This window comes from Nocardia sp. NPDC056000 (assembly GCF_042269265.1).
Lineage (GTDB): Bacteria > Actinomycetota > Actinomycetes > Mycobacteriales > Mycobacteriaceae > Nocardia.
In genome coordinates this window covers 362,984-386,216 of sequence record NZ_JBHJXS010000009.1, presented here as the reverse complement: position 1 = coordinate 386,216, position 23,233 = coordinate 362,984, and the positions used below count along the sequence as shown (strand labels likewise).

The 23,233-nt window shown below is 64.4% G+C and carries 17 protein-coding genes; 11 read left to right on the top strand and 6 right to left on the bottom strand.

Going from position 1 to position 23,233, the window contains the following annotated elements:
• The first annotated feature begins 50 nt into the window (after nucleotides 1-50).
• The 4 genes from ACFC4D_RS27080 (at nucleotide 51) to ACFC4D_RS27065 (ending at nucleotide 2,574) form a co-directional block, all read left to right on the top strand.
• Entirely contained in the window at nucleotides 51-332 is a 282-nt protein-coding gene (locus ACFC4D_RS27080; protein WP_376067696.1) for a hypothetical protein, read from the top strand.
• A gap of 192 nt (nucleotides 333-524) precedes the next feature.
• The gene (locus tag ACFC4D_RS27075) at nucleotides 525-1,298 is read left to right on the top strand and encodes a PRC and DUF2382 domain-containing protein (protein WP_364649920.1); all 774 of its coding nucleotides are present in this window, start codon (nucleotides 525-527) and stop codon (nucleotides 1,296-1,298) included.
• A gap of 38 nt (nucleotides 1,299-1,336) precedes the next feature.
• Nucleotides 1,337-1,597 carry a hypothetical protein gene (locus ACFC4D_RS27070; RefSeq protein ID WP_364649923.1) on the top strand — a complete coding sequence of 87 codons (261 nt, stop codon included), beginning with the start codon at nucleotides 1,337-1,339 and terminating at the stop codon, nucleotides 1,595-1,597.
• Nucleotides 1,594-2,574 carry an LGFP repeat-containing protein gene (locus ACFC4D_RS27065; protein WP_376067695.1) on the top strand — a complete coding sequence of 327 codons (981 nt, stop codon included), beginning with the start codon at nucleotides 1,594-1,596 and terminating at the stop codon, nucleotides 2,572-2,574. Before ACFC4D_RS27070 ends, ACFC4D_RS27065 begins: the two co-directional genes overlap by 4 nt.
• 54 nt (nucleotides 2,575-2,628) lie before the next feature.
• Here the strand turns inward: ACFC4D_RS27065 and ACFC4D_RS27060 are convergent, their stop codons facing one another.
• Nucleotides 2,629-3,570 (bottom strand): replication protein RepA, encoded by a 942-nt coding sequence (locus tag ACFC4D_RS27060; RefSeq protein WP_364649929.1) that lies wholly within the window; start codon nucleotides 3,568-3,570, stop codon nucleotides 2,629-2,631.
• 4,777 nt (nucleotides 3,571-8,347) lie between these two features.
• On the opposite strand from ACFC4D_RS27060, the gene ACFC4D_RS27055 reads away from it, so the two are divergent.
• From ACFC4D_RS27055 to ACFC4D_RS27045, 3 genes are all read left to right on the top strand, one after another.
• Nucleotides 8,348-9,757, top strand: coding sequence for a hypothetical protein (locus tag ACFC4D_RS27055; RefSeq protein ID WP_376067693.1), 1,410 nt, complete (start codon nucleotides 8,348-8,350; stop codon nucleotides 9,755-9,757).
• A 141-nt stretch (nucleotides 9,758-9,898) separates the two neighbouring features.
• Nucleotides 9,899-10,777: a ParA family protein gene (locus ACFC4D_RS27050; RefSeq protein ID WP_375960530.1), complete on the top strand. Its 879-nt coding sequence runs from the start codon at nucleotides 9,899-9,901 to the stop codon at nucleotides 10,775-10,777.
• Entirely contained in the window at nucleotides 10,777-11,460 is a 684-nt protein-coding gene (locus ACFC4D_RS27045; protein ID WP_376067692.1) for a hypothetical protein, read from the top strand. Before ACFC4D_RS27050 ends, ACFC4D_RS27045 begins: the two co-directional genes overlap by 1 nt.
• On the opposite strand, the gene ACFC4D_RS27040 is transcribed toward ACFC4D_RS27045, so the two are convergent.
• The 5 genes from ACFC4D_RS27040 to ACFC4D_RS27020 form a co-directional block, all read right to left on the bottom strand.
• Nucleotides 11,461-12,048 carry a GNAT family N-acetyltransferase gene (locus tag ACFC4D_RS27040; RefSeq protein ID WP_376067690.1) on the bottom strand — a complete coding sequence of 196 codons (588 nt, stop codon included), beginning with the start codon at nucleotides 12,046-12,048 and terminating at the stop codon, nucleotides 11,461-11,463. It abuts the gene before it with no gap.
• The gene (locus tag ACFC4D_RS27035; RefSeq protein ID WP_376067689.1) at nucleotides 12,033-12,305 is read right to left on the bottom strand and encodes a hypothetical protein; all 273 of its coding nucleotides are present in this window, start codon (nucleotides 12,303-12,305) and stop codon (nucleotides 12,033-12,035) included. Before ACFC4D_RS27035 ends, ACFC4D_RS27040 begins: the two co-directional genes overlap by 16 nt.
• A 28-nt stretch (nucleotides 12,306-12,333) precedes the next feature.
• Complete coding sequence (locus ACFC4D_RS27030; RefSeq protein ID WP_376067687.1) at nucleotides 12,334-16,680, bottom strand: hypothetical protein; 4,347 nt, start codon at nucleotides 16,678-16,680, stop codon at nucleotides 12,334-12,336.
• Complete coding sequence (locus ACFC4D_RS27025) at nucleotides 16,677-17,150, bottom strand: YbaB/EbfC family nucleoid-associated protein (RefSeq protein ID WP_376067685.1); 474 nt, start codon at nucleotides 17,148-17,150, stop codon at nucleotides 16,677-16,679. The genes ACFC4D_RS27030 and ACFC4D_RS27025 overlap by 4 nt, the downstream gene beginning before the upstream one ends.
• A gap of 1,328 nt (nucleotides 17,151-18,478) precedes the next feature.
• Nucleotides 18,479-19,156, bottom strand: coding sequence for a MerR family transcriptional regulator (locus ACFC4D_RS27020; RefSeq protein WP_376067684.1), 678 nt, complete (start codon nucleotides 19,154-19,156; stop codon nucleotides 18,479-18,481).
• 269 nt (nucleotides 19,157-19,425) lie between these two features.
• Here ACFC4D_RS27020 and ACFC4D_RS27015 point away from each other — a divergent pair, with 269 nt between their 5' ends.
• From ACFC4D_RS27015 to ACFC4D_RS27000, 4 genes are all read left to right on the top strand, one after another.
• A complete protein-coding gene (locus ACFC4D_RS27015) occupies nucleotides 19,426-19,869 on the top strand; it encodes a hypothetical protein (RefSeq protein WP_376067682.1) in 444 nt (147 codons plus the stop codon).
• A 47-nt stretch (nucleotides 19,870-19,916) separates the two neighbouring features.
• A complete protein-coding gene (locus ACFC4D_RS27010; RefSeq protein ID WP_376067680.1) occupies nucleotides 19,917-20,813 on the top strand; it encodes an ROK family protein in 897 nt (298 codons plus the stop codon).
• 207 nt (nucleotides 20,814-21,020) lie between these two features.
• Nucleotides 21,021-22,145 (top strand): GAF domain-containing protein, encoded by a 1,125-nt coding sequence (locus ACFC4D_RS27005; protein ID WP_376067678.1) that lies wholly within the window; start codon nucleotides 21,021-21,023, stop codon nucleotides 22,143-22,145.
• A gap of 66 nt (nucleotides 22,146-22,211) precedes the next feature.
• On the top strand, nucleotides 22,212-23,231 hold the full coding sequence (locus tag ACFC4D_RS27000; RefSeq protein WP_376067676.1) for a conjugal transfer protein: 1,020 nt from the start codon (nucleotides 22,212-22,214) through the stop codon (nucleotides 23,229-23,231).
• The last annotated feature ends 2 nt before the right edge of the window (nucleotides 23,232-23,233 follow it).

Genomic DNA, 23,233 nt, shown 5'->3' with positions numbered 1-23,233 from the left:
AAACTTGAAAACGTTGCCGGAGTTGATCTCTCGAACAAAGGATGCACGAAATGAACATGCTCGTTTCCGCTCTGCGCACCGGTGTGGTGGCCGCGGCCGTCGCCGTCACTGTGGTTGGCGGTTCGGCTCTCGGCTCGGCGGCGGCACCAGATTCGACCGGCGTACCCCTCGAGGTCGCGGCCCCCACGACCCAGCCGAGCCAGGCCGAATCGATCTGGGCCACCACCACCGGTAGCGCCGCACTGGATCTGCTGACTCTGCTGGGGGCCCCGACCGGCAGCCTGCAGAAGCCTTGCACGCTGCCCAACCCCATCCTGTGCCAGATCAACTGACCGCGCTCGGTATGCGTCTCGAAAACGGGGTGGTCGGTCGGATGCCGCGCTGAGCAGGGCGGATAATTGTCGCTTGTTTGACAGCGATTGTTGCGGGTATGTGCGTACACGCAGCACGTTGACAGCAGATCGTTCCCACGCGGTGGCCGTGCCGGTACTCCGGACCGGCCACCCACCAGCGGAGGAGAGATCATGGCGAAAACAACGTTGGAAGCGCTGATCGGCAGCACGGCGCGCGATGCCGCCGGAGCCGAGATCGGCAGGATCAAATCCTTTTTTCTCGACGATGAATCCGGTACCCCGACCTGGGCGGCGGTATCTATGGGCGGGGGGCAGCAAGCGTGTCTGGCCCCGCTCGCCGGTGCTGAATACCGGCCTGAGGATAATTCTGTTCGCCTGCGCGTTGACCGCGAAATGGTATCCACCGCACCGCATCTCGACCACGACGGGCGCATCGACGCCCAGGCCGAACAGCAACTGCTCGCCCATTACCGGGGCGGACAGCGACGCGGTGCCGCATCGGTCGCGGGCACGCGAATCCAGCCCGCCATGGACGAGCCGATGACCCACGGTTACGGCGATGCCGAATCGCTCCTGCGTTCGGAAGAACGCCTGGTGGCCAATACCGACCGTGAAGAAGTCGGGACGGCACGACTGCACAAGTACGTCGTCGAGGAAGAGCAGACGATGAACGTGCCGGTCAGCCACGAGGAGGTGCGAATCGTCCGGGAGCCGATCACCGATCCGCGTGCCGCCGAGCATGCCGATATCGGCGAGCAGGTCCAGGAGGTCACCCTGCACGCCGATCGCGTGCGAATCGACACCGAGACCGTCCCGGTCGAACGCGTCCGCCTGGCGGTCGATGAGGTCGAGGGCGAACAGGCCGTCTCGGGCACGGTCCGCAAGGAGCGCATCGAAACCGAGGGCTTCGAGCCGGAGAACCGCGGAAAGCATCGCGGCGCATAACCTTTCGTCCCCTATCCGATTCAATACCAGGAGGAACCATGGAATGGCTGCTGGGTTTGCTCGGAGGTGTCGTCGGCGGTGGGATCGGCGGTGCGAGAAGCCGATTCGGGCCGGTCGTGCACGGTGTCACCGGGGCGGTCGGTGGCGGCATCACCGGCGCGATCATCGAATCCGCCACCGGTAGCGGACTGGATTTCGGTCAGATCCTCGCCCAGGTCGCCGGTGGCGGCGCGGTAGGCGCGCTGTTCTCGGCGGTGCTGGGCATCGCGAGCAAACCCAAGGCGGGAGTTGCGCGATGACGCACTGGAAGAAGCCGCTGCGCGGCGCGACACTGGCATTCGCCTTGATCATGGCCTGTGGCAATGGCTTTCTGGCGCCGATGGCGAGCGCTCAGCCGGCCGATGCGCAAGCCGCGATCGACTCGCACTATCAGGACAAGGGTGGTGCGTCGTCCCCGCTCGGTGCGAAGACCGGTGGTGTCTACGCATTCGGTGCCGACGGTGCCGCGCAGGACTATCAGGGCGGAAAGATCATCTACTCCGCCAACACCGGAGCCAAGGTGATGTACGGGGCGATCCTCGACAAGTACCTGGCGCTCGGTGGTGCTGACGCGGTGGGATATCCGACCAATGACGAATCGGATGCTCCGGTCGCCGGTACCGCGCGATTCAGCGAGTTCTCCGCACCGGAGGGCGCGACCATCGAATGGAGCCCGCAGAACGGCGCATGGCTGGTTCAGGGGCCCATCCGTACCGCGTGGTCGCACCTGCGCGCGACCGACGGAGTGCTGGGTGCGCCGATGAGCGACACCAGCGTCGCCAATGGGGTGTACAGCCAGACGTTCCGCGGGCAGGGTGCGGATCCGGTGCAGATCAGCTGGAACCAGGCCGGTGGCTTCACGACCATCCCGGCTGAGATCGCGACTCAACTCAGCGGTCTGGATGTCTCGGTACCGGGTGCTCCTCCCGGACAGGCCGCAACCGCTGGAACCGCAGCCGCCACCAGCTCCAGTTCCAGCTCGGCCTGGAAGTGGTGGGCGCTACCGCTGGGACTCGTTATCGCGGCCCTGGCGGGCGGTCTCGCCGCGATGGTCACGAAAAGCTCTCGCCGTAGCAAGCATTCGACTCCCGGGGCCGGTACATCGATGCCTCGATCGGGAGCCGGTGTCGCCGCGGGTGCGGGTGGTATGACCCGCAGTGCCGGAGCGCATTTGGCCACCGCGAGTGAGCGGGCACGCTCGTTCAGCTTCGGTGGTCCGGGCGGGCAACGCGCCTGAGTTGTCGTGCGAGGGTGGAGTGTCCGCGATCGTGGGCACTCCACCTTTGTTGTGTCAGCCGATCGCGCGTAGTCGGCGCGACACCTTCTTGATCACGTGCGTCGGGCTCGGGTAGAGCGTCAGCCCGGCCTTGTCGTCGACCGTCACCCGCAGATCGGGGTAGAACGCACGCACGGACTCGAGATGCTTGGAGAAGTCCCTGCGGAACTGGAAGCGGCCCTGTTTGGTATCGGCCAGGTTCGAGCCGAACTGCAGCATCAGCAGCGGCCAGGACAGCTGTACGGGATCCTCGAGCTTGAACATCCGGTAGGTGAGCCAGATGTAGATATCCATGGCCATGGGCGCGCCCTGAAGCAGGTTGAGCACGTTCATATCCACCGGAACCGGATGGTCTATGACCTCTTTGAAGAACTCCGGGGACAGCGTGATCGAACTCGGCATCAGGTACTGCTGACCCTCGCGGCGCTCACCGGTCCACCACAGGTCCCAGTTGCTCGCGACGCTGAGCTTGATTGCGCGCGACCGCTGTTCGGCGTAACTGTCCTTGAAGTCGATGGTGATGGTCGCGCGCAGCAGACGCTCGGTCTGATTCTGGAAGCGGCCGATCGTGCCGGTCTTGCCGCCGGTCGCCCGGCCCAGGCCGACCTTGCGCATGTACTCCGATTGCGAGCTGCCGAGATCGATCATCGGCTCGCCGGTGAGTACCGCTTCGGTCGAAATATGGGCCAGGATCAGGCGGGGAACGCCGCCGAAGGGGAAGCCGTAGGAGCGGGTCACGCCATTCTCGACCCGCAGGCCGGGCTGGACTGTGATTCGAACCGGTCCGCTTTCGCGACCCCACGCCGTGCGATCGGTGCCGGGGTCCTTGTAGGGCAGGCTGAACTGGGTGAACAGCCGCCCCAGGTAGCCAACCTCCTGGAGCTCCCGCTCACGCTGCGCTTGGAGCTCAGCAGCCATTGCTGCGAGTTCCGCGTCATCTCGTTTCGGCCGAGCCATGGGCGTTAGCATTCCACGTTCCCCCTCAAAACTCGCAATGACGAGATCGGCGTGTCGGTGGTGTTGCGCATACGAAGCCGACTTCATAGCCCCTGAAGTCGTATTTCAGGATATGTGCGCGAGGGAGATTCTCATAATGGCCACGGTCGGCAAGAAATGCGCAACTACCCGGGCGCTTGGGGCGCATGGGGAATTCGACCAGGAACAATAGCCAACTCGTGCGCATAAGAAGCCGACCTTGCTGACTCAAGCTGACCATCCCGATGTCACAAATGCGCCATCGGGGTGAGGATGCGGCGTGGGGCGCATGGGCGGGCGATGGCTGTGAGCGAGTGGGGACAGCCCGGAGAAGGGGCGCTCGAAGCGGGCGCGCGGCGCGGACTTGTCCACAGGCAACGACCGGCTACTACTACTAGTTATCTTTTTCTACAAGAAAAGAGAACTACTTGTAGGGGCAAATTTATGCCGTTTGACCTGCGCATATCCAGGGCCTCGGTCGGCAACAAATGCGCAATAGGTCGGCAGCTAATGTGTGGATGAGCCGGAATCACGACGTTTTCGGTCGGCGGCAAATGTGTGGACAAAATCCACCGTCCACAGGGTTATCCACAGATTCATGCACAGAGTCGGCAAGAAATGCGTGGAAGCTCCTCAAAGAGTAGATCGCGCCGTCTAGGTCGGCAAGATATGCGCACTTTTCCGCGTGTCGCGGGTATTCGAGGGCAACGGCGATTCCAGTGCTGATCAGGCACTTTGATTCCGGCCGAGCGAAACACCCTGTGTCGAGTCACAAGCGCGTTCCGGCCACGGCCGGGGCTCGGTGCGGGGCGGATCCCGCTCTTGGTCGGCAAGATATGCGCACCGACGGGAGTGCCCACGATGCTTTCGACAGGGGGCGTGGTCGGCGAAATCATGCCTGTGAACTGGGACGGTCGGCTTTCTATGCGCACTGTCGTGCGCTTGCGAGTGCGCATAACAAGCCGACCGATGAGGCGGAAGAAGCCCACCGAGCACGCATAAGAAGCCGACCTCGTGATCCCTCGGGTGGGCCGAGTCGGCCATTTATGCGCACGGGCGGTGGTGATGCGACCGTCCAGACCGCGCTGACCAGCGCCTGTTCGCCCTCGATGTGGATCCGGCCCAGGGCGGCGGCATCGCCCGAGGTCGGCTTCGTATGCGTACGCACTCACGCACGCATACGAAGCCGACCTGCCGATACACCTGCTCCACGCATACGAAGCCGACCATCCCCCCATGGATGAGAAGTCGAGGTCGGCAAGATATGCGTGGTCCGTCGTGCTCGAGGGGCGGGACCCAAGTCGGACATACCGGCACCGCGATTGCCGGTTTCGCCGCTTCCCCTCATGAAATTCGGGGCTTGACCAGGGAGGTCGGCTTCTTATGCGCATCGAACGCGAGGCCCCGGGTCGCCCGTTTATGCGCACTTCAAGTGCGCATATCTTGCCGACCGAACCTCGCGGCGGGCGTCGCAGTTCCGATCGTTTCCGGTGGTGCGGCCCGCCATCGGATCGGAAAATGCCAGGTCAGGGGAAGGGTCGGCGCAAAATGCGTGGACCCTACCCGGGCGCGGTCGGCGATGAATGCGTGGCAAGGAGCGCCGCGAGGTCGGCCACTAATGCGTGGCGACGGTGGACGGCGGTCGGTCACGAATGCGTGGACGGGGCGGGGTCGGTCGTGAATGCGTAGCTGAGCGGGTGAAGTCGGCCGTCAATGCGTGCAGAGCGGGGTGAAGTCGGCCTGGAATGCGTGGTGGAGCGGGCCGGGGTCGGCCGGGAATGCGTGGGCCGGGTCTTCGGGTCGGCTATGAATGCGTGGCGAGGTCGGCAAGATATGCGCAGCAACTGGGAGTTCTATGGTCCTCGGTCCGCCCGGGTGCAGACTCCTCCGGCAGTCTTGGACTCGGATTGGCCCGCTGACCTGGGCGGGTCGGCTTCTTATGCGTGATACATCGCCTGGTGCAGTCCGATCGTGGCACGCATTAGAAGCCGACCACAGTGTTCTTCAGCGCTGGATCGCGGCGATGTTGTCCCCGGTCCGCTCCCCCGCGGGCCCGCCTGGCTCGAGATTTCAGGTGCCGAACCGAGGTTCGCGGTCGGCAAGATATGCGTGGTCTCTCGGCGTCTTCCGTTGAGCGTGGTTCCGCAACCGTCCATATCCAGGGTCGGATCCCAGCTGATTCGTGCGGTATATGCACAGGTCAAGGCCAGTTTTGCAGCCGGGGTCGGCAAGAAATGCGCACGGTCGACGGGAAGATGCATCGAGTGCAAGTCGGCTTCCTATGCGCACTCAGTCGCACGGTCTGCTCGCCATCGAACGCTGCGGAACTGCGACGGACCACGCATAAGAAGCCGACCTTCCGCAGAAGAACCTGGGCTGACCTGGTGATATCGGTCTGTGTTCGGCACAGTCGGCTTCTTATGCGGTGCAGTCGGCTTCTTATGCGCACGACGAGGCAGTATCGAACTGCGGCAGGTCAGAAGCCCGAGATATACCTGCGGGAGCACGCATAAGAAGCCGACCCGGGCTGGTTGAGGGCTGCCCGCTCGCTGGTTTCGCGGCGGCCTGTCCCACCCCTGGGACTTTGACGGTTGTAGCCGTCATCGTGTGTGCATCGCGGCCTCACATCATGATTCCCGCGGACCAGGGGTGCCTGCGGCCAGAGCCTGAGGCCCTGCGCGCGGTGCTGTCGGCGCCCCTTCACGAGAGTTCGGCCGTGAGTGGGGATCGGTGCTGGAGGACGCGAAACAGTCCCGCATTCTGCCGGGAGGATCCTGGAACCAGGCGGAAACCCGGATGGGGCACTCTCGAGGACCTGCTCGCGCATCGAACGCCGGCCCTCCCCTCCCCTCCCCCACCCTCGATGGCTACCTCGAGGTTCAGCCACCTGATCGACGAAGCGCGCCGTGAGGCGCATGTACTTCTCATTCAGGGTCGCAGCTGACGTAATTCGTCGGACTCAGGGGCTCCGGGGCTGCCAGATCTACCAGCTGGTGTTGCCCGCGTGGCGTGTGAAGTTCACCGAATCCGGGGACTAAAATCGGTGTTGACCTGCTGATACAGTCCCTTGATGCGCGAGGCGAGCGATTATCACGCGTCAGAACGAATATTTATCAGGTGACTGTGCAGGGGATCTGGTTTCAGCGGGTTTTGCCCTGCTTCAAGCCTAAGGGTTTTGGCGCGAGAGTTGGGTCAGGCCGACACGAAGTCCCCGCATAGCGGCGGTATCGGCAGATCGCCCGAAACTTCTCTCCCCTCTCCCCTCTCCCCTCTGCGGCCGATCTGTGCGGTGTTGCGGTTCGGCCGTGATGAACTCTGAGCCAGCTGTCCGGCTCGTTCGGCAGTGCTTCATTCTGCGTTTGCCCGGTCGCGGGCACTCAGCGACTCGTTGGCGGACATAGCCGCAGGTCATGCGCCACTGGGCTCTAGATCGACCGTAGAAGCTTCTTTGTGGTCAAAACGAACATCGGTATGCGAATGGGGTTCTGATCGATCTGCGGGGCAATGAGGGTGCATTCCAGGTTTTGGGGGTGTCGAAAGGTCTGCAAGTCGGGTCAAATCGACCGATTTCTGGGCAAAGTTGGCAATCTTGCAGCTATCTCACTTTTGGAGAGGATTGGTGCGCTCCTCGTGGACTATCGGATGCGCGGAAAGCGTCTTGCGTGTTGCAGGAACGCGCGCTGCAATGGCCTGGTCCAACGTGGTCGGTGCGAAGCATCTTCGCTTCGGTTGGACTGTGGTTATGCGCTGCCTGTCGCACCGCACTTGTGCGCTGGCCCAGGTGTTTCGATTGGTCGGCGGGATACGCACGCCGAGGTCGGAGACCTCCTGGAGTCGGTGCACCGGCGAGATGAATTGGCCGAGTTGGGAAGGCGCACGAATCCATCGCTGATGGCGGGCGAGGAAACCGCCGCGGCGATCGTCTGCTGATTCGCTGTCTCTATCCATGAGCGCGCACAGAAGGTGGCCATCCGCCGCGTAGTGAACTGATCTGACATGCGACCTGTTCGTCGGGATTCTCGCGAGGCGTTCGACACGTGCGACGTAAAGCGTGTTCGGGATGTGCGCGAGGTTGAGGACGCTGAAGGTGATCGCGTCTTGCCAAGAGCGATGCCGGTGAAGACGTCGCACGAGTAGGTCGCTAGGTCGGATGACGCTGTTCGCATCTTCGGAGTGACGTCCACCTGTGGCGGAGGCTATAGGCATGCCGCGTGATGGGCCGGGCTCGAGATGTTGGTCGATGCCACTCCCCCACATCGGTTCTCGGCGGGGGCAGAGGGGCGATGGCGACCGATCGCGCGGTGATACTTCGTAGATCACTCGTAAGCCTCGTGCGTCCCGTGCTGTCGGTATCTCGCACACGAGGTCGGCGAATCGTGGCCTTGCCCGTGGATCGTTCGAATCAGACTCGAAGGGCACCTCGACAGCAGATGCGGTCGCCGGCCGGTTCAGCCTGTGAATCGGCTGTGCCGCCAGGATGTCTCGGTCGTGCGCGAAATGAGCGAGCAAGCCCGGGATGGCCATAAGGACCGCGATGATCGTCATCGACGCCGGGATCCGGCAGAGCCTCAGGAGTCTTCTGTACTGACCAACCGTTCCCAGGTTCTCTTCTTGGCAGCCGTATCGATTCTCCGAATCGCTTCAGTGCCTGGCGACTTGGCCGCCTAGGAAGACCGCGAACTGGGCAGACTGTGGCTAGACTCCAGGGAGTTCAAGTACGACGCCGAGATGCACGAATGACGAAGGAAGGGAGACGCGAATGCTGTGCATGATTCAGCCGCAGTCGCCGCTCCTTCAGCGTCTCAATGGTCGTGCGGGATCGCGAGTCTCGGCTCTCGAATCGGAGCATTACTCCTCCCCTATGGCCAGGTTCTCGGGTGCCTCTGCCGGGTTCAAAATGGCCTCTGAGCTGCCGATGCATGTCCATACCCTCACATCTGCCAATCCGATCCCCGCCCCAAAGGTCGCTCCTAAGGTCGTACGTAAGACCGTTGGCGCGACAGATTGCAAGACATCGCATCAGACATTCGATACGACAGTCGACACGACCTTAGCGATGGTCGATGGATTGAACTTCTGGTTTGCTGTTGCGGCGACAGGTGATTGGGAAGATGTAAAGCTCCAATCGGGGGTAGCCTCCATGGGATTGGCATCTGCATCGAGAACTGCCTACCCGCTGGCACCGCTGAATGCTGATGTATCCGCACTTGATCGGGCTAGGGTCATGACCCTGGGATCTGCAGCACTGCATGCGCTTGAACATGCAGTCGCTCATACACATTCATCGGACACCGAATGTGTGGATGTACCGGCGTTTATGACTACCCATGACGATGACGAGAGATCGGCACGGACGTCCCCCTCTGCTTCGGTATCTACGACTGCATACACATCGGTATCGGCTACGGGTGATATGAGTGCGATGCATCAGGACTTGCGCTCGCCCGTGGCGAAGGGCTTTTCGGTCGTAGAGTTCAAGGTAGACAACACGTCCTGTGGAAACGCTCTTGAATCCGCCTCTGGAAGTATCTTCAAACCGGACGTTGCCTCGTCCAATGCAACAGCATTGGCAACGGGTTTCGTCGTGACAGGCAGTGCGGCAAATTCGAGGGAAGTCAGCATGGCTGACGCAGATGCCCAGGCTATGAGTAACCTACCTGCACCGTTACAGATCGATGTGGTTGCCTGTGTGCACGCACTCTCCGAGGTCGGTATCGATGCCGCCTTTATGGAACGTCAGGATGCCTTCAACGCTGCCTCAGATTCGACGCATATCAAGAGCTTCATCCGGGCAGATCACATGGACGTCGGTACCGTATGTGTTGCGGCAGTTCAAAGGTCACTGAACGCGACCTCATCAGCGCCCTCAATACTGGTATGTGGCCAGGTAGATGAGGAGTCAGCTGTCACGGCCGTTGAAGCTATCGGTGCTCTGGGCAAGATTGCAGGCAAATCCATGGACTTCGCAACACTCGAGACATCGGTACAAGACCATGGCCATCGACCGGGCAAAGATGACGCACAACAGATGACACGAGTTTCCGCACCGCCCAATACATCTCACAATGCGCTGGTCAAGACATCTCCAACTGTCGTCTCATCGGACGGTGCACAGTCATCGCCACAGGCAGATTCCTGGACTCTCAGTCAGATCGCCTGTACGGGATAGGGATTGGCTCACGCGTCCACCTGAGTAGCGGGCACGTAAAAGATCGCGACACACCCCCTCCAGATGGTTGGTTCGGCGGTGTGCGCTGGGGTACTGTCCACGATCGTGACGAGTTCTCGTTTGCTGCCTGATATCCGTGCCGTGAGACGAACGATCCTGCTGGCCAACCAAAAAGGGGGAGTGGGCAAATCGTCGATCGCCGCTGCCATCGCGGTGGCCGTCGCCCGACGGGGCAAGCGGGTACTGCTGATCGACGCCGACCAGCAGGGCAACTGCACCATCCGCGATCTCGGGGTGAACGATTCCGATGAGGGTCGCTCGCTTGCGATGACCCTGCAATACGGAACTGCCCTGGAGCCGGTCCGCAAGGTCCGTGACGGCCTCGACGTCGTCTGCGGTGGCCGGCATCTGGCCATGGCGGGCACCGTCGTCTCCAGTGCCGAGCAGACCGGGATCAACCCGCTGCAGAATCTGCGCGGCGCACTCGAAACCCTGGTCGACGCCGAAGGTTACGACCTCGTTCTCATCGATTCCGGCCCGGGTGACCGCGCGGTGCTGGACCTGCTCCTCCAGATCGTCAGCTGGCTCGTCGTACCCACCAAGGAAGACGACGGCAGCATGGACGGCGCCGAACTCCTGGCTCGTCGCTACCTGCACGCCCGCAAGAACGGCGCCCTTGTCGAGCTGATGGGAATGGTCCTCTTCGACTGCAATCCGCGCGCGGTGCGCCGCAATGAGGAAACCCTCGGCAAGATAATGGAATTGCTCGACGGCACCGGAATCGAGCCGTTCCGCAACTTCATTCGCCATGACAAGGCCGCGGCGATCGACGCGCGCGCCTTCCACCTCACGGCGGAAGAGCTGGTCGGATTCACCCCCTCGCGCCCCGAGGGTTCCGAGGAGGAGGTGATCAAGCGGTGGTCCCGAGACACCGAACCGCTGGCCACCGACTATCAGAAGCTGACCAAAGAAGTACTGGTCCGACTGGCCACCGGTGAGCGAGCGAAGGAGACCGCGTAATGGCACGCAAAGGCGCATTCAACGATGACGACCTGAACGACATCGACGACCTGCTGCCGCCCTCGGCGCCGCGGCCCGTCGCCCATGCCGCCCCCTTGGTCGCGGTCCCTGACGTCGCCGAAGTCCCTGCCCCGGTGGTGGATTCACCCGAGGCGGCCCCCAAGGCACCAAAGAAGGCCGCCCCCAAGGCGGCTGCCAGCCCAGTCGCCGAGCCGACCAAGCGCCCTCGCACCCGGGCGAAGAACGGCCAATCCGTCCCCGAGGCTCACGTCGCAGGTGTCGTAGCCGAGGTACTCCGTCAGCTGACCCACACGGAGAAGCAGCAACGCGGCGAAGGCCGCAGCTACGGCGCAGTGGTCCTGGACGCCATCGAAGCCCACGAGCTCGAACTCCAGAACCACTTCACCACCGCCGCCTCCGCGAAACCCGCGGGCCGCCTGTTCAAACGAGTCGACGCCGCCCGCCCGCGCCGCCGCCGTCACTCCGAACCCCAGGTGAAGATCGCCCTCAGCGGCATCATCGCCGAGGATATGGCCGCGATCGACGACCTCGTCGAAACCTGGCAGACGGGTAGCCGCAGCGCGCTCGTCGATCAGGCACTCAAGCTGTACCTTGCCGAGGACATCGAGCGGATCAACAGCGCGAACGACGAGGAATCCGAGTTCGAGGACATAGACGGCTAGTCACAAGATCGTGCGGGCGGTGGAGGCAACCTCCGCCGCCCGCCGCAGCGCAGGGCGTTTCAACGCAACCAGAGGTGCGTGAATCCCCGCGTTCCGCAGCGGTTGTGGTGTTTCGCGCAGCCCGTCGAGAATGACGAAGCCGTACCGTTGATGACGTTCTACCGCCGCCGTGCCGAGGACGGTGTGGGCGTAGACATCGACGTTCCCCAGCCGCTCCAGCCCCGCGCGCATCAGTTCGCGCCCGACGCCCGCACCATGCCAATTCGGGTGGACATACCAGGAATCGATCGATCCGCTGCCATCGTCGCTCATCGATACCCAGATGTACCCCGCGACCGTACCGTCCGCGGTCCGCGCCACCAGCAAGCCCGGATCGCCGGACTCGGCCACTTCGCTCCAGTCCGCGAGCTTACGTGGTCCCATGTCGTTCAAGAGGAATCGGTCGAGGTGCTCAGCTGCCCCGGGAAGGTCGCGGTAGGCAACCCCCGACGCCAGCACATTCGCGCGGGCTATCCCCGGACCGTCCGTGGCCTGTGCGCGGCCGATCGTGGTGGGGGCGGTCTCGTCGGCGCTCAGGCGAGTTCCCACTGTGCGTCCTTCACGACGTAGTGCCGTCCTAAGCCATGAACGGGGATTTCCTCGCTGTCGAGGTCCATGTCGTCGCCTTCGAGCACCAGTACTCCGGTGATTTCGACCGATTTGAAGCGATCATCATCGCTCCACTCGTGCAGCCCTTCGACGTAGACGTGTGAATTGGGGCCGCAGACGACAACCGCGCCGAACATGGCGTTATCCGCCAAGCCGAATAGCGTGACAGTGTCGTTGAGGAACTCATCTAGATTCATGTCGCTTCATTTCTCTGGACGGGGACTGTCATGCCTTGCGGACGAATGCGATACATATTACCGCGCTGTCGAAGTCGACATAACTGGAGTAGAACTTCTTATGCGAACTCTGCAGGACCTCCATCGGGTCGTACACAGCCTTTTGTTCCGCGGTTTTCGGTTCGAAATGATTGGCGTGCAGCCACGAGTTCGTTCTCTTGTCGTATAGACCGTAGTCGAAGTTGATATAGCCGTCTCTGCCCAGTGCGCGCTTGCCCGACATATCGACCTGACCGGTTGTCGGGTCAGGTGTGAATCGTTCAGGGGCGGGTGAGATACCGTCCTCTCCGGACCAGAAATGCTTGGAGAATATGACCGCTTCCCATTCGGATGGCTTCCCATTCTTAGGCAACGAAGCTTCGATCCCTTTGAGCTGGGACAGCACCGGGTCGGCCTCTACCTTCGCCATGAACTCCGCGACACTTTCCGGTTTCGACGCCAGGATCTGGTTGAGCCGATCGGTGTAGTCCGACACACGCTCGAAGGTTCGTTCGCCGCCTTCGATCTTGCCCTCGTTGCGGTTCGCTTCGTGCTCCTCGCGTGCTTCGGCCGAAATCTTGCGCCACTCTTCGCGAGCTTCGGTCTTGTACTTCTCGACCAGCTCCGTTGCCTTTTCCACCTTCCGCTTCGCCGCGACGACCTCGGGGGACGTCTCTGTCGCACCCGGCTCTTCGAGGGCCTTCTTGAGTGCGAAACGCTGTCGGCGGAGTTCCTTGGTCGCGCCCATCAATTTTCCAGTAGCCGCCTCGCCCGCAGCGAGCGCCTTCTGTGCGGCCGCGATCTTGGCATGTGCGGCAGGGTCGTCGAAAGCCATGTGCATCGGGGGTTGCGAATTCTCTCGTCCGAGCCCAGCCATGCTGACACCGATGCACCCGCGTTCGATCGTGCGCAATTCCTCAGGGGTGATCTTACGGCCCAGCTTGTGTTCCCACTTCTCGATATATTCGTCTTTGGTGAATCTCCGCTGCTCTCGGCCCAGTAGCCTCGGAACAAGCTTCCGATTCGAGAATCCTGGCTTGGCTTGCAGATCGCCTTCGCGATAAGTTTCGCGCGCCGACTTCAAGACTTCACGAGCCTTGGCCAAGTTCTCCGAATACGAATTCCAATCACCGCGGGCCAGCGCCTCCTGCGCGGCTTTTTGATACCTCCTTACCTCATCCCGATGCTTCTCCCGCATCGCATACCGTGATTCCTCCAATTCTTTGATCAAACTCTCGGATTCATGTCGGACTCGCTCGAGCAATGCCTCTGTACGTCGCGCCTCGTCATCAGCCCGGCGACGTGCCGCAGCCTCCTCTTCCGCTCGCCGCCGCGCGGCAGCCTCCTCCTCTGCGCGCCGCCGCGCAGCGGCTTCTTCTTCCGCACGGGCTCGTGCGGCTTCCTCCTCCGCGCGTCGTCGTGCGGCGGCTTCTTCGGCCCGGCGTCGGTTCGCTGCTTCTTCGTCGGCCCGGCGTCGTGCGGCGGCCTCCTCCGCGGTTCGTCGCGCTGCTGCTTCTTCTTCCGTGCGTGCTCGTGCCGCTGCTGCTTCTTCTTCAGCTCGTCGGGTGGCGGCTTCTTCCTCAGCCCGCCGTCGGGTGGCTGCTTCCTCTTCCGCGCGTCGTCGTGCCGCTGCTTCTTCTTCGGTTCGGCGGCGAGTGGCTGCTTCTTCGTCGGCCCGGCGTCGTGCGGCGGCCTCTTCCGCGGTTCGTCGTGCGGCGGCTTCTTCCTCGGCGCGTCGTCGTGCCGCCGCTGCTTCTTCTTCCGCGCGGGCTCGTGAGGCTTCTTCTTCGGCTCGCCGCCGGTTGGCGGCTTCCTCTGCGGCTCGTCGCGTGGCGGCCTCTTCTTCGCTGCGGCGTCGTGCGGCTGCTTCTTCTTCGGCTCGTCGGGTGGCGGCTTCTTCTTCGGCCCGCCGCCGGTTGGCGGCTTCCTCTTCAGCCCGCCGTCGGGTGGCGGCTTCTTCTTCCGCTGTCCGTCGTCGAGCGGCTTCCTCCTCGACGCGGCGTCGCGCTGCTGCTTCTTCTTCCGTGCGTGCTCGTGCCGCTGCTGCTTCTTCAGCTCGTCGGGTGGCGGCTTCTTCCTCAGCCCGCCGTCGGGTGGCGGCCTCCTCTTCAGCCCGCCGTCGGGCGGCTGCTTCCTCTTCCGCGCGTCGTCGTGCTGCGGCTTCTTCGGTCGCGCGGCGTCGTGTGGCGACTTCTGCTTCGCCTCGGCGTCGTGCTGCGGCTGCTTCCTCGGTGCGTCGGTTGGCGGGTGCTTCGGGCTCGTTGCGGGGCCGGGCTACTTCCCCCGGTGGGCGGGTTGGGGTCTCTCGGGTGGGGCGTGGTGTTGGGGGCGTTGTGGTTTCGTTGTTGCGGGGGCGGTTGGCGGTGGCGCGGTTCGGTGGTTCGGGGGTGCGGACCTCTCTGGGTTGGGCTGGTCGTGCGGGGGAGGGTTCGCGGGCGCCGCCGGGGGTGGGTTGCCTGGGTGGGGTGGGTTCCGGTTGTCGTGCCGGTTCGAGGCGGGCGGGTGGTGTTGCCGGTGCCGGTTGGGGTTCCGCGGGTTCGCGGGTGCCGATCTGCTGGCGGGGTGGCGCTTCTTCGTTGGGTGCCGGTTCGTCTCGGACTCGCGCCGGAGCGTTCGAATCCGTTGCCGCGTCCGGAGTTTCGCGTACGCGCTGCGTTTCGCCGAGAGATGGCTCGTCGGGGCGCGGTGCCGGGTTTGCGCTCGGCTCGTGCGGTGCCTGCCCACCCGGTTGTTCGGGTGCGCCGGCCTGCTGGTGGATCAGTCGGTCGATTGCGCCCGCCACCTCGGCGCGGCCGTTGTTGACGGCGGAGTTTATGGCTTCCGGGAGAGCGCTGTGCTGTTCGACTAGTCGGCCAATAGCGGCCGCAAGGTCCGCGCGGCCTTCTCGAACGGCGGCCGGCGGGATTTCTTTGGGATCCACTCGGGGTGCGGATACCGAGGATTGGGGCGGCTTCGCGGCCGCGCCGGGTGCGGCTTCGGATCGAGCCGGGGCGGCTTTCGCCGAGTCCGCTGATACTTGACGGCCCCCGTCCGAGCGTTGTTGCGGGATCGGCCGCTCGCTCGCCTGCTGCTGCGGAATGGCCGATTTTGCCTGCGGTGCTTCGGCTTTCGCCTGTGGCGCAGCCTCCTGCCGAGGTGCAACCGAGGATTTCGGAGCCGCCTCCGACTTTGCCGCGGGAGCTTTCGAAGCGGGTGCGGCCTCCTGGCGTGGGATGCCCTTCTGCGCCGCGGACTTCGACTGTGCGGCGGCCTCCTGCCGGGGTGCGCTCTTTGCCGCGCCGGGGGTTTCCGCCTGTCGCGCTCTGCTTTCCGGGCGCGTCGTGACAACCGGTTGATCGTCGCGGTTCTTGCTGGATGGCGTCCGTCCCTGCTTCCCGGACGGTTCCGGCGCGGACTTCGAGCCATTCGATGGCTCGCCCCGCCCTGCCGCGGGTGTTCCAGGTCCCGCCGGGCCACGCAACGCGTGCGGCATGCTGCCGAGGGCACCGCCCACGATGCCGGGCAGGATGTGATCCCATCCCAACTCGAGCTTTCCGGTGAAGGGCACGATCGCGGCCACCGCTGCCACCGCGCCCGCGCCGCCACCGGCTGCCGCTCCGACCAGCCGAACCGTGGTTCGTCCCGCGAAACCGTCGGTCGCTATGCGGCGTTCGAGTCCCATCATCGCGCGCCCGCCGACGTACTCGCCCGCCGCGCCCGCGGCGGCACCGGCGACCACGCCCAAACCGATTTGCTCCCAGTCGAAGTCGCCGGATTTGCGATTGTGCTGCATCATCTGCGCGACGTCGGCGCCCAGTGGGATGAGACCACCTTGGATCGCGCCCATGGTCGCTCCCTTGAACAGCACGACTTTCACGAATCGCGCCGCGGCGGCTCGGGCACCGTCGGCGCCGAGGTTGGCGATCAGATCGCGGAAGGCCGCGCGGACCGTGAGACGTGTGGCGGTGGTCGCGGCTGTGGCCTGCACCTGACCCACGCCGGGCACGAGCAGGTCCACCGTCAACTGGATCGCCAACGCGGCCAGTGATCCGACGATCACGTATTTGCCGAATTCGGTGTACAGCGCGTCGTGCAGGCACTGTTCACCGAGGCTGTGGCAGGCTTTCGCGGCTTCGCCGAGGTCGGCGTCGAGGTCGATGCCATGCTGCTTCAAGGCATTCGCTGTTTTGCCCTCGAGTACGGTGAGCGCGCGCCGCCGTGCCTCGCCCGTAGTGTGCGAGATCTTCGTTATCGCTTCGCCGAGCGCGATCCAGGCGTGGCCGAGTCGGCGCAGCGCGTCTTCGTCCCCCTTCGGCCAGGGACCGGCGACGGCGGCTACCACCCAAGAGGGAATCTCGGGCGGAATATTCAGGGTCACCGAGGATCAGAGGAGGTCGAATCCGGTTCACGGCGAATAGTTTCCGGAGTGGCCGCCGCGCCGACGATACCTCTGATCTCCTGCAGGCTCGGCGCGCCGGGAAACAGATCGGAGAGATCCGGCAGTCCGTGGGCGGCGTCGGCGATCGGCGCGATGATCTGCGCGCGTTGTTTTTCGGCGACCTGCGCCGCGGCGCGGGCCGCCTCGGTGATCGATCGAGCCAGTCGCTCGGGCGTGCCGGATCGCAGCGCGTTCTCGGCCAGCCGGGTATTGACCACGACGCCGTACGCGTCGACGGTGACCTCGACCAGTTGATCCGCCGACCACGCCGAGGATTGTGATGTCGACAGGCGCGCAACGACTTCCGGGATCGCGGCGGCTTGATCGTCGAGGCCGTCCAGCAGGGAGTTCACCATGCGCTTGAGCTCGGCGTTCGCGGAGGTCAGGTCTTCCATGCCGGGTTCTTCCATCGACTGTTTCCTTGAAGCTCGTCGCGAGTGGCACCGGATGCGCGAGGGAGATTCGACCACGGAGTGGTGGAACCCGAACCCTCATCGCGTACCGGCGGCGATTGCCACCCAGGTTCATCAGGGGTGTCTTGATCCGCTTTCGAGGTGGGATCGGATGGGTCGGCCGACACGGCCTCGGTCGGTACCTTGGTCTTCTCCGGCTGTTTTCGCTTCCCGCCTGGTGGTCTCGCGCCCGTACCGGTTGATCGGGGCGGCTGACCGCCGGAACCCGGTGCTCCGGCGGGCCGTTCGGATACTCGAGGGGCGGGACGGTTGGACGGAGCTGCGTTCGAACCACCGGTCTTCGCGCCGTCGGTGAAGACGGTGGGCTTGCTGTCTGCGGCGGGTACGCGAGATGGAGGTATTCGGTCCGGTGCTACGGACACCCGTTGCGCCGGTGCGGCCGATTCGGTCGTCCGGTGTCCGGCGGTCGATGCCGTCGGGGATGCAGCTGCCGCCGGGGCGGTAGCAGCAGGAAGGTTCGACGACGGGTTCGGCGCGGTGCTAGGCCCTGGAGACTGTGTCGCGGCTCCAGGTTGGCCGGATTGTGTTGGCGTACCGGCATTCTGGCCGTCGCTTCCGGTGTTCGGCAGTGCCGACGGTGCGAGGGTATGCGCTGCTTCGCGGGATGGGGTCGCACTGGGCTCCGGTGCAGCCGCGTGCTGGGTGGTACCGGGAGTCGATCGCTGACCCGGTGTGGTCGGCAGCTCTGCCGAAGGCGATGGGGCCGGGCTTTGACCGGGGGCCGCGGCCGGTGCATTGGTCATGGCGGGCAGTGACAGGGGATCGCGCTCCGGGCCCGAATTCGTCACGTGATTACGACTGTCGATATCGATGTCGTTGAAGTCATTGACGACTTTGCCCATGGTGCTTGCGGAGTACCGCAGCGATGCGACCAGGTTTTTCAGATTCGCGACCGTCTGGTTCGCGTCCGGGTGGTAGGTCTTCTCGAATTCCCGGCCGGGCGCATCATCACCCCAGCAGGGGCCTTCACCCGCGAGCGCGTTCTCCAGCTGTGCCAGCGCATTGGCCAACTCGACTCCCGCACCCGCGAAAACCCCTGCCTGGCCCGAGAATTCACCAGGTTCGAGCATGAACTTCGCGCTCATAGACCCGCCCTGATCACTCGATGCCGACCTACTCAGTTTCGGCTATTCCCAGCGTGGGGAAGATCGTTCGCGGGAGTTGCGGATGGTCCAATTCGGTTCGGCCGCAGACGCTTCCGGTCGTGGCCACCGAATGTCCGCGCGTAGTTATGAGCAGACTGGCGTCACTGTGACGAAAAGGTATCAGGGCGCCGGGTCGCTGGACTGCGGCTCGGTATGCCGTGACAGCACCTGATCGACCAACTCCGCGGCCGCGCGATTGGTCATCAGCCGCGCGATGGCGATATTGGTTTCGAAGTCGTTGCGATCGCCGGGACCCCGTTCCGATTGTTCGAACGGCTTACCGGCCAGGTGGAAGAACAGTTCGCTGGCGTAGCGATCCACGGCTTGATCGACATCGATCCGGAATCGCTCGACCAGGCTGAAAGCGGCCGATGCGGGGAGTCCGGCATCGATGAGCCGGGTCGCGAGATCGCAGCAGCGCGGATTGGCGAGCCGATAGGCCTCGAGCGGATCGGTGGTGGCCAATGCCTTATGCATGTACTCGGGCAGTTCCGGCGAGGGCGCCGGGGGAGCGGCCGGAGTGGGGGCCGAGTCATCGGGTTGGTCTGGGACACCGAGGATTTCGGCTAGTCCGTCGCCGCGGTCCCAGGCTTCCAGGAGTTCGCGAATGCCGTTGAGCTTCATGCCCCGGCTCAGCAGACGGCTGATGGTCTGTAGCCGACTCAGGTGGTTGACGTCGTAGTAGCCGATACGGCCGCGGACGTCGGGGGAGGGTAGCAGGCCGCGTTCGTGATACACACGGACGCTGCGCACGGTCGTATCGGCTACCCGTGCCAGTTCATCGATTGTGTATTCCACTGTGCCGATCATCCTCAGAATCCAGATCCGGGCTGGTGTGCGGTACCGAATGTATCGAGCCGCTACACAACGATGCAACATAACCGCACCTAAGTCAATGCGCCGTTACATAACGGCATAAACCTTGCGGGGGCAGACACATGTCGGTTAACGTGCCTCTACCGGCTACTACAGCCGCTTCCGGGGACTGCTGGATCAGCCCCGACGACCGCCCGATTAGTGGGACGCGACCGAATCGCGTTGTGCCCCCATGTTTTCCGGAGACGGCTATGAGCATCACCCACACCCGTGCCCTGAGCAGGGTTTCCCTCGCGCCGGCCAAGGTCGCCGCGACCCCCGCCCGTTCCAATCGCCCGCCCTGCGCGGACATTCCCAACGCCTGGGATCTCGACGTCGGCACGCCTGATTCCTGGCGGATGGCCGTGGAGATCTGCCAGAGCTGCCCGCTGCTGTCTCAATGTGAGTCGCTGGCACAGTCGTTCATCGAACGCGGGGACGCGCCCCGGGCCATGATCTGGGCCGGTATCGGCTACGACAACGCCGGCAAGGTGGTCGAGAATCTCGACAGGCATCGCATCGCGCCCGTCGATCGCAATCGGCCCATGCGGATCATCCGCAATGGTCAGGAACCGAATCGGGCCGAGCCCGCACTCCCCGCGCCGCGTCGGCACCTGGTGCTCGGCCAGCCGCTGCGGCCCACCGGCACCGCGTAGTTCTGTTCCGCTGATCGATTGGAAATCCTTGTGATGGTGGGTAATTCATGACCGTGCTGGCTCTGGAAGTGAGCGCCGCCGGATTCGCGGCCGGTCAGGTCGCCGATGACATCGGCGCGGATGAGATTCGGCGCGCGCCGATGCCTTCGGGCGCGCCCTGGGACAGCGCCCGTGAGCTGCTGCTCGAGGTGGCGGCGGGCACCGAGGTCACCGCCCTGGGCATTGCCTGCTCAGGGCCGGTGGATATGGCCGCGGGCGTGGTGGCATCGACTGAGATACCGCAGTGGCGAACAGGTTTCGCGATCGTGGACGCTGCCCGCAAGGTCTTCCCGAAGGCGAATGTGAGCGTGGCGCTGGACGGGGTCTGCCTGGCCCTGGCTGAGCGCAGCTTCGGCGCGGCCCAGGGCGTGATGGATTCGCTGGCCATCTCGGCCTCGGAGCAGCTCAGCGGTGGTATGACCGTGGGCGGCTTCGCGGTGGTGGGCCGGACCGGGAACGCGGGAAGCATCGCGCACACCCTGGTGCCGGGATTCGACGAGCCCTGTGAATGTGGTGGCCACGGCTGTACGCAAGCGGTGGCCGGCGGTACGGCGGTCCGGGCGTGGGCACGCGGACAGGGATGGTCCGGGGATTCCCTGGCCGAGCTGTTGACCGCCGCGCAGGAGGGTGACGGTATCGCGATCGCCGCTCTCGGACGGGCGGGAACCGCACTGGGCCGGGCGATTTCGTCGACGGCCGCACTGCTGGATCTGGATCTGGTGATCATCGGCGGGACTATGGCCACGGCAGGCCCGGCGCTGTGGAAACCGCTGGCCGAGGCGGTCGCGGACCATGCCAGGCTGGGCTATCTGGCCGGATTGCGAGTGGTGCCGTCGGCTCTGGGTGATCTCGGGGTACTCGCGGGTGCGGGCATTTTGGCCCTGGTCGGGGACCAGGCGTCGTAGGCTGCGCGCGGGGCGTCGCCGACGCCCCGCGTACAAGTTACCGGCTGGTTAACCATACGCACTGGTAGTTATCAGTATGAACTATCCATTGAATGTGCCGCTAGATAACGGTACATTGAACGGGTGGGATTTACTCCTGGATCATCGAATCCCGAGGCGAGGTCGGGGCAGGGCAGCGAAATACGAAGCGGCCCAACGATTCCCTGGATGTCGGCGGAGACCTTGGCCGCCGAGGCGCTCACGGTGGCCTCGGTCGGGAGTTCGGCGCGTGACTTCGCCGCCTGGCAGCGGGTCCTGCAACGGCAATTGGCGAAAACGCCTGCGCTGTACCAGGGTTTGACCCCCGCGGGCATCACCGATGCGGTGCACGCGGTGCGTCAGCGGGCCACCGAGTTCAAGATGACCGTCCCCAGTCGATCCGGCCCGCACGCGCTCTGGGCGCGGCCCGTGCTCGGGCCCGCCGGAGATGTGCACGGTGTGCAGCTCTGGATGGGTCCGGCCGCGGAATTCGCACCGGTTCCGCCCGCAGCGGCCGGGGCGATCTGGGATCTCGAATCCCAGACCCTCGCCCTGCCCAGCGGCATCACCGCCCTGACCGGCATCACCGCCGAAGAGTACGTGCCAAGGATGTCGATCGCCGAATTGTTCCAGCGGATTTCGGGATTCGACCGTCACGCCGAGGTGCTCGATCTGCTGTACGACCCGCACCCGGACACCAGACTGCAGTTCGACGCGACCGTCACCAGCGCTATGGGCCGAGCGGGCCGGTGGCGCTTCACCATTCGCGGGCGCGATGACGAGCGCTCCCGTGGCGCATGGTGGCTGATCGAGGACGTCACCTCCGATCAGCCGGCCACCCACCGACCCACATTGGAGAACATCGCACTGCGCGAAGCACACCGCCGCGCGGGCACCCATCTCGCCGTGGTGCATCTCGAACACGCCGGTATCGCGCACTGGCTGACCGATCCCGCCCCGTGGATCCGATGGGACTATCTCTTTCGCCCCGGCGATGTCTTCCATCCCGGCGATCAAGAGCAACTGTCCGAGCTCGGCAAGCAGGTTCGGGCCGGGTACACCGCCGGTGCGACGGTGCGCACCCTGGACTATCGCGGCGGGTACACCGGCAGTTCGCTACTGCTGTACCCCTATCCCGGGTACTCCAGCAGGCCGCTGGCAATTGTGCAATTCGTTTGTACCGGAGACTGTTCGCCGCTGCCCGAACCGCTGTGCGATACCGCCGGAATACCGATGACCGGAGTGCCGATCGGCTACGACGAACAATTGCGCTATCGGCTCACCGGTCGAATGGGTAGAAGGACGCATGTGTGAATTGGTTCCCAATGCTGGGAGTACCGTCGAGTAACGTTGCGCCACTTGCTCTCTACCATTTCGAAGGTGAGCGTATCGAGTGGTAGACGGGCAGATTCCGGTGAGGCACTGCTCCGCCGGATGGCCGCCCGGCGCCGCCGGGACAATATCGTCGTCGTATTACTCGCGGTGCTGGCGGTTTTCGGTGGCGGGCACGCGATAATCGACGCGTTCTCCGATCCGCCGCCTGGTCCGTCGGAGAATTCGACGGTATCGCTGATCGGCAGATCGCAACTGGCGGAGTCGTTCGCGCGCGATTTCATTGTCACATATCTGAGTGCCGCTGCCGGACAACAGGATCGCATCCTGGAATTTGTCGGTGGTGCCCAGCAGGCGACCCTGCCCACGACTGCTCGCCAGGTCAGCGATCCGAGCGTGGTCTATGTCAGTCGCGAACTGAGCAGTGGGGGAGTGGACGTGTGGGGCGTGACCGTCTCGGTCCGCCTGACCCGCAAACTCGGTGCGGCGGTGGATGATTCACCACGCCAGTGCTATCAGGTCTCGGTGGCGATGATCGAGGGCCGGATGCGGGCGCTGTCACTGCCCGCCGCGGTCGAGCCGCCCGCCCACGGACCCGATCTGGCGTTGAACTACGGCGCGACCTGCGCCGCGGACACTCCGCTGGCGCAGGTGGCCGCCGGATTCCTGCAGGCGCTGCTGACCGGGACGGGCGATATCGCCCGTTACACCACCCCGAATTCCGGTATCACCGCGTTGCGCCCGGCCCCGTTCACCGCGGCGGATACCGCCACCGTCAACTCCGACGATTCATCCTGCGGCGCCAACGGATCCACCGCGCGGGTGCTGGTGTCGGTGAACCCCAAGGCCGACGGCGCGGGTACCCCGACCCTGGCGTACCCGCTGACCATGATTCGCGAAGCCGGCCAGTGGCAGGTGAGCGCCGTGGATTCGGTTCCCGCGCTGCATCTTCCGCTCACCGCCGGTTCGATGCAGTCGCCCGGTGGCGGCGGGGCCGCGTCGACCACCACGACCACGGCCAAAGGGCCGGCGAGCGCGGCGCAAGTGCCGCAGGCAACACAGAACTGACC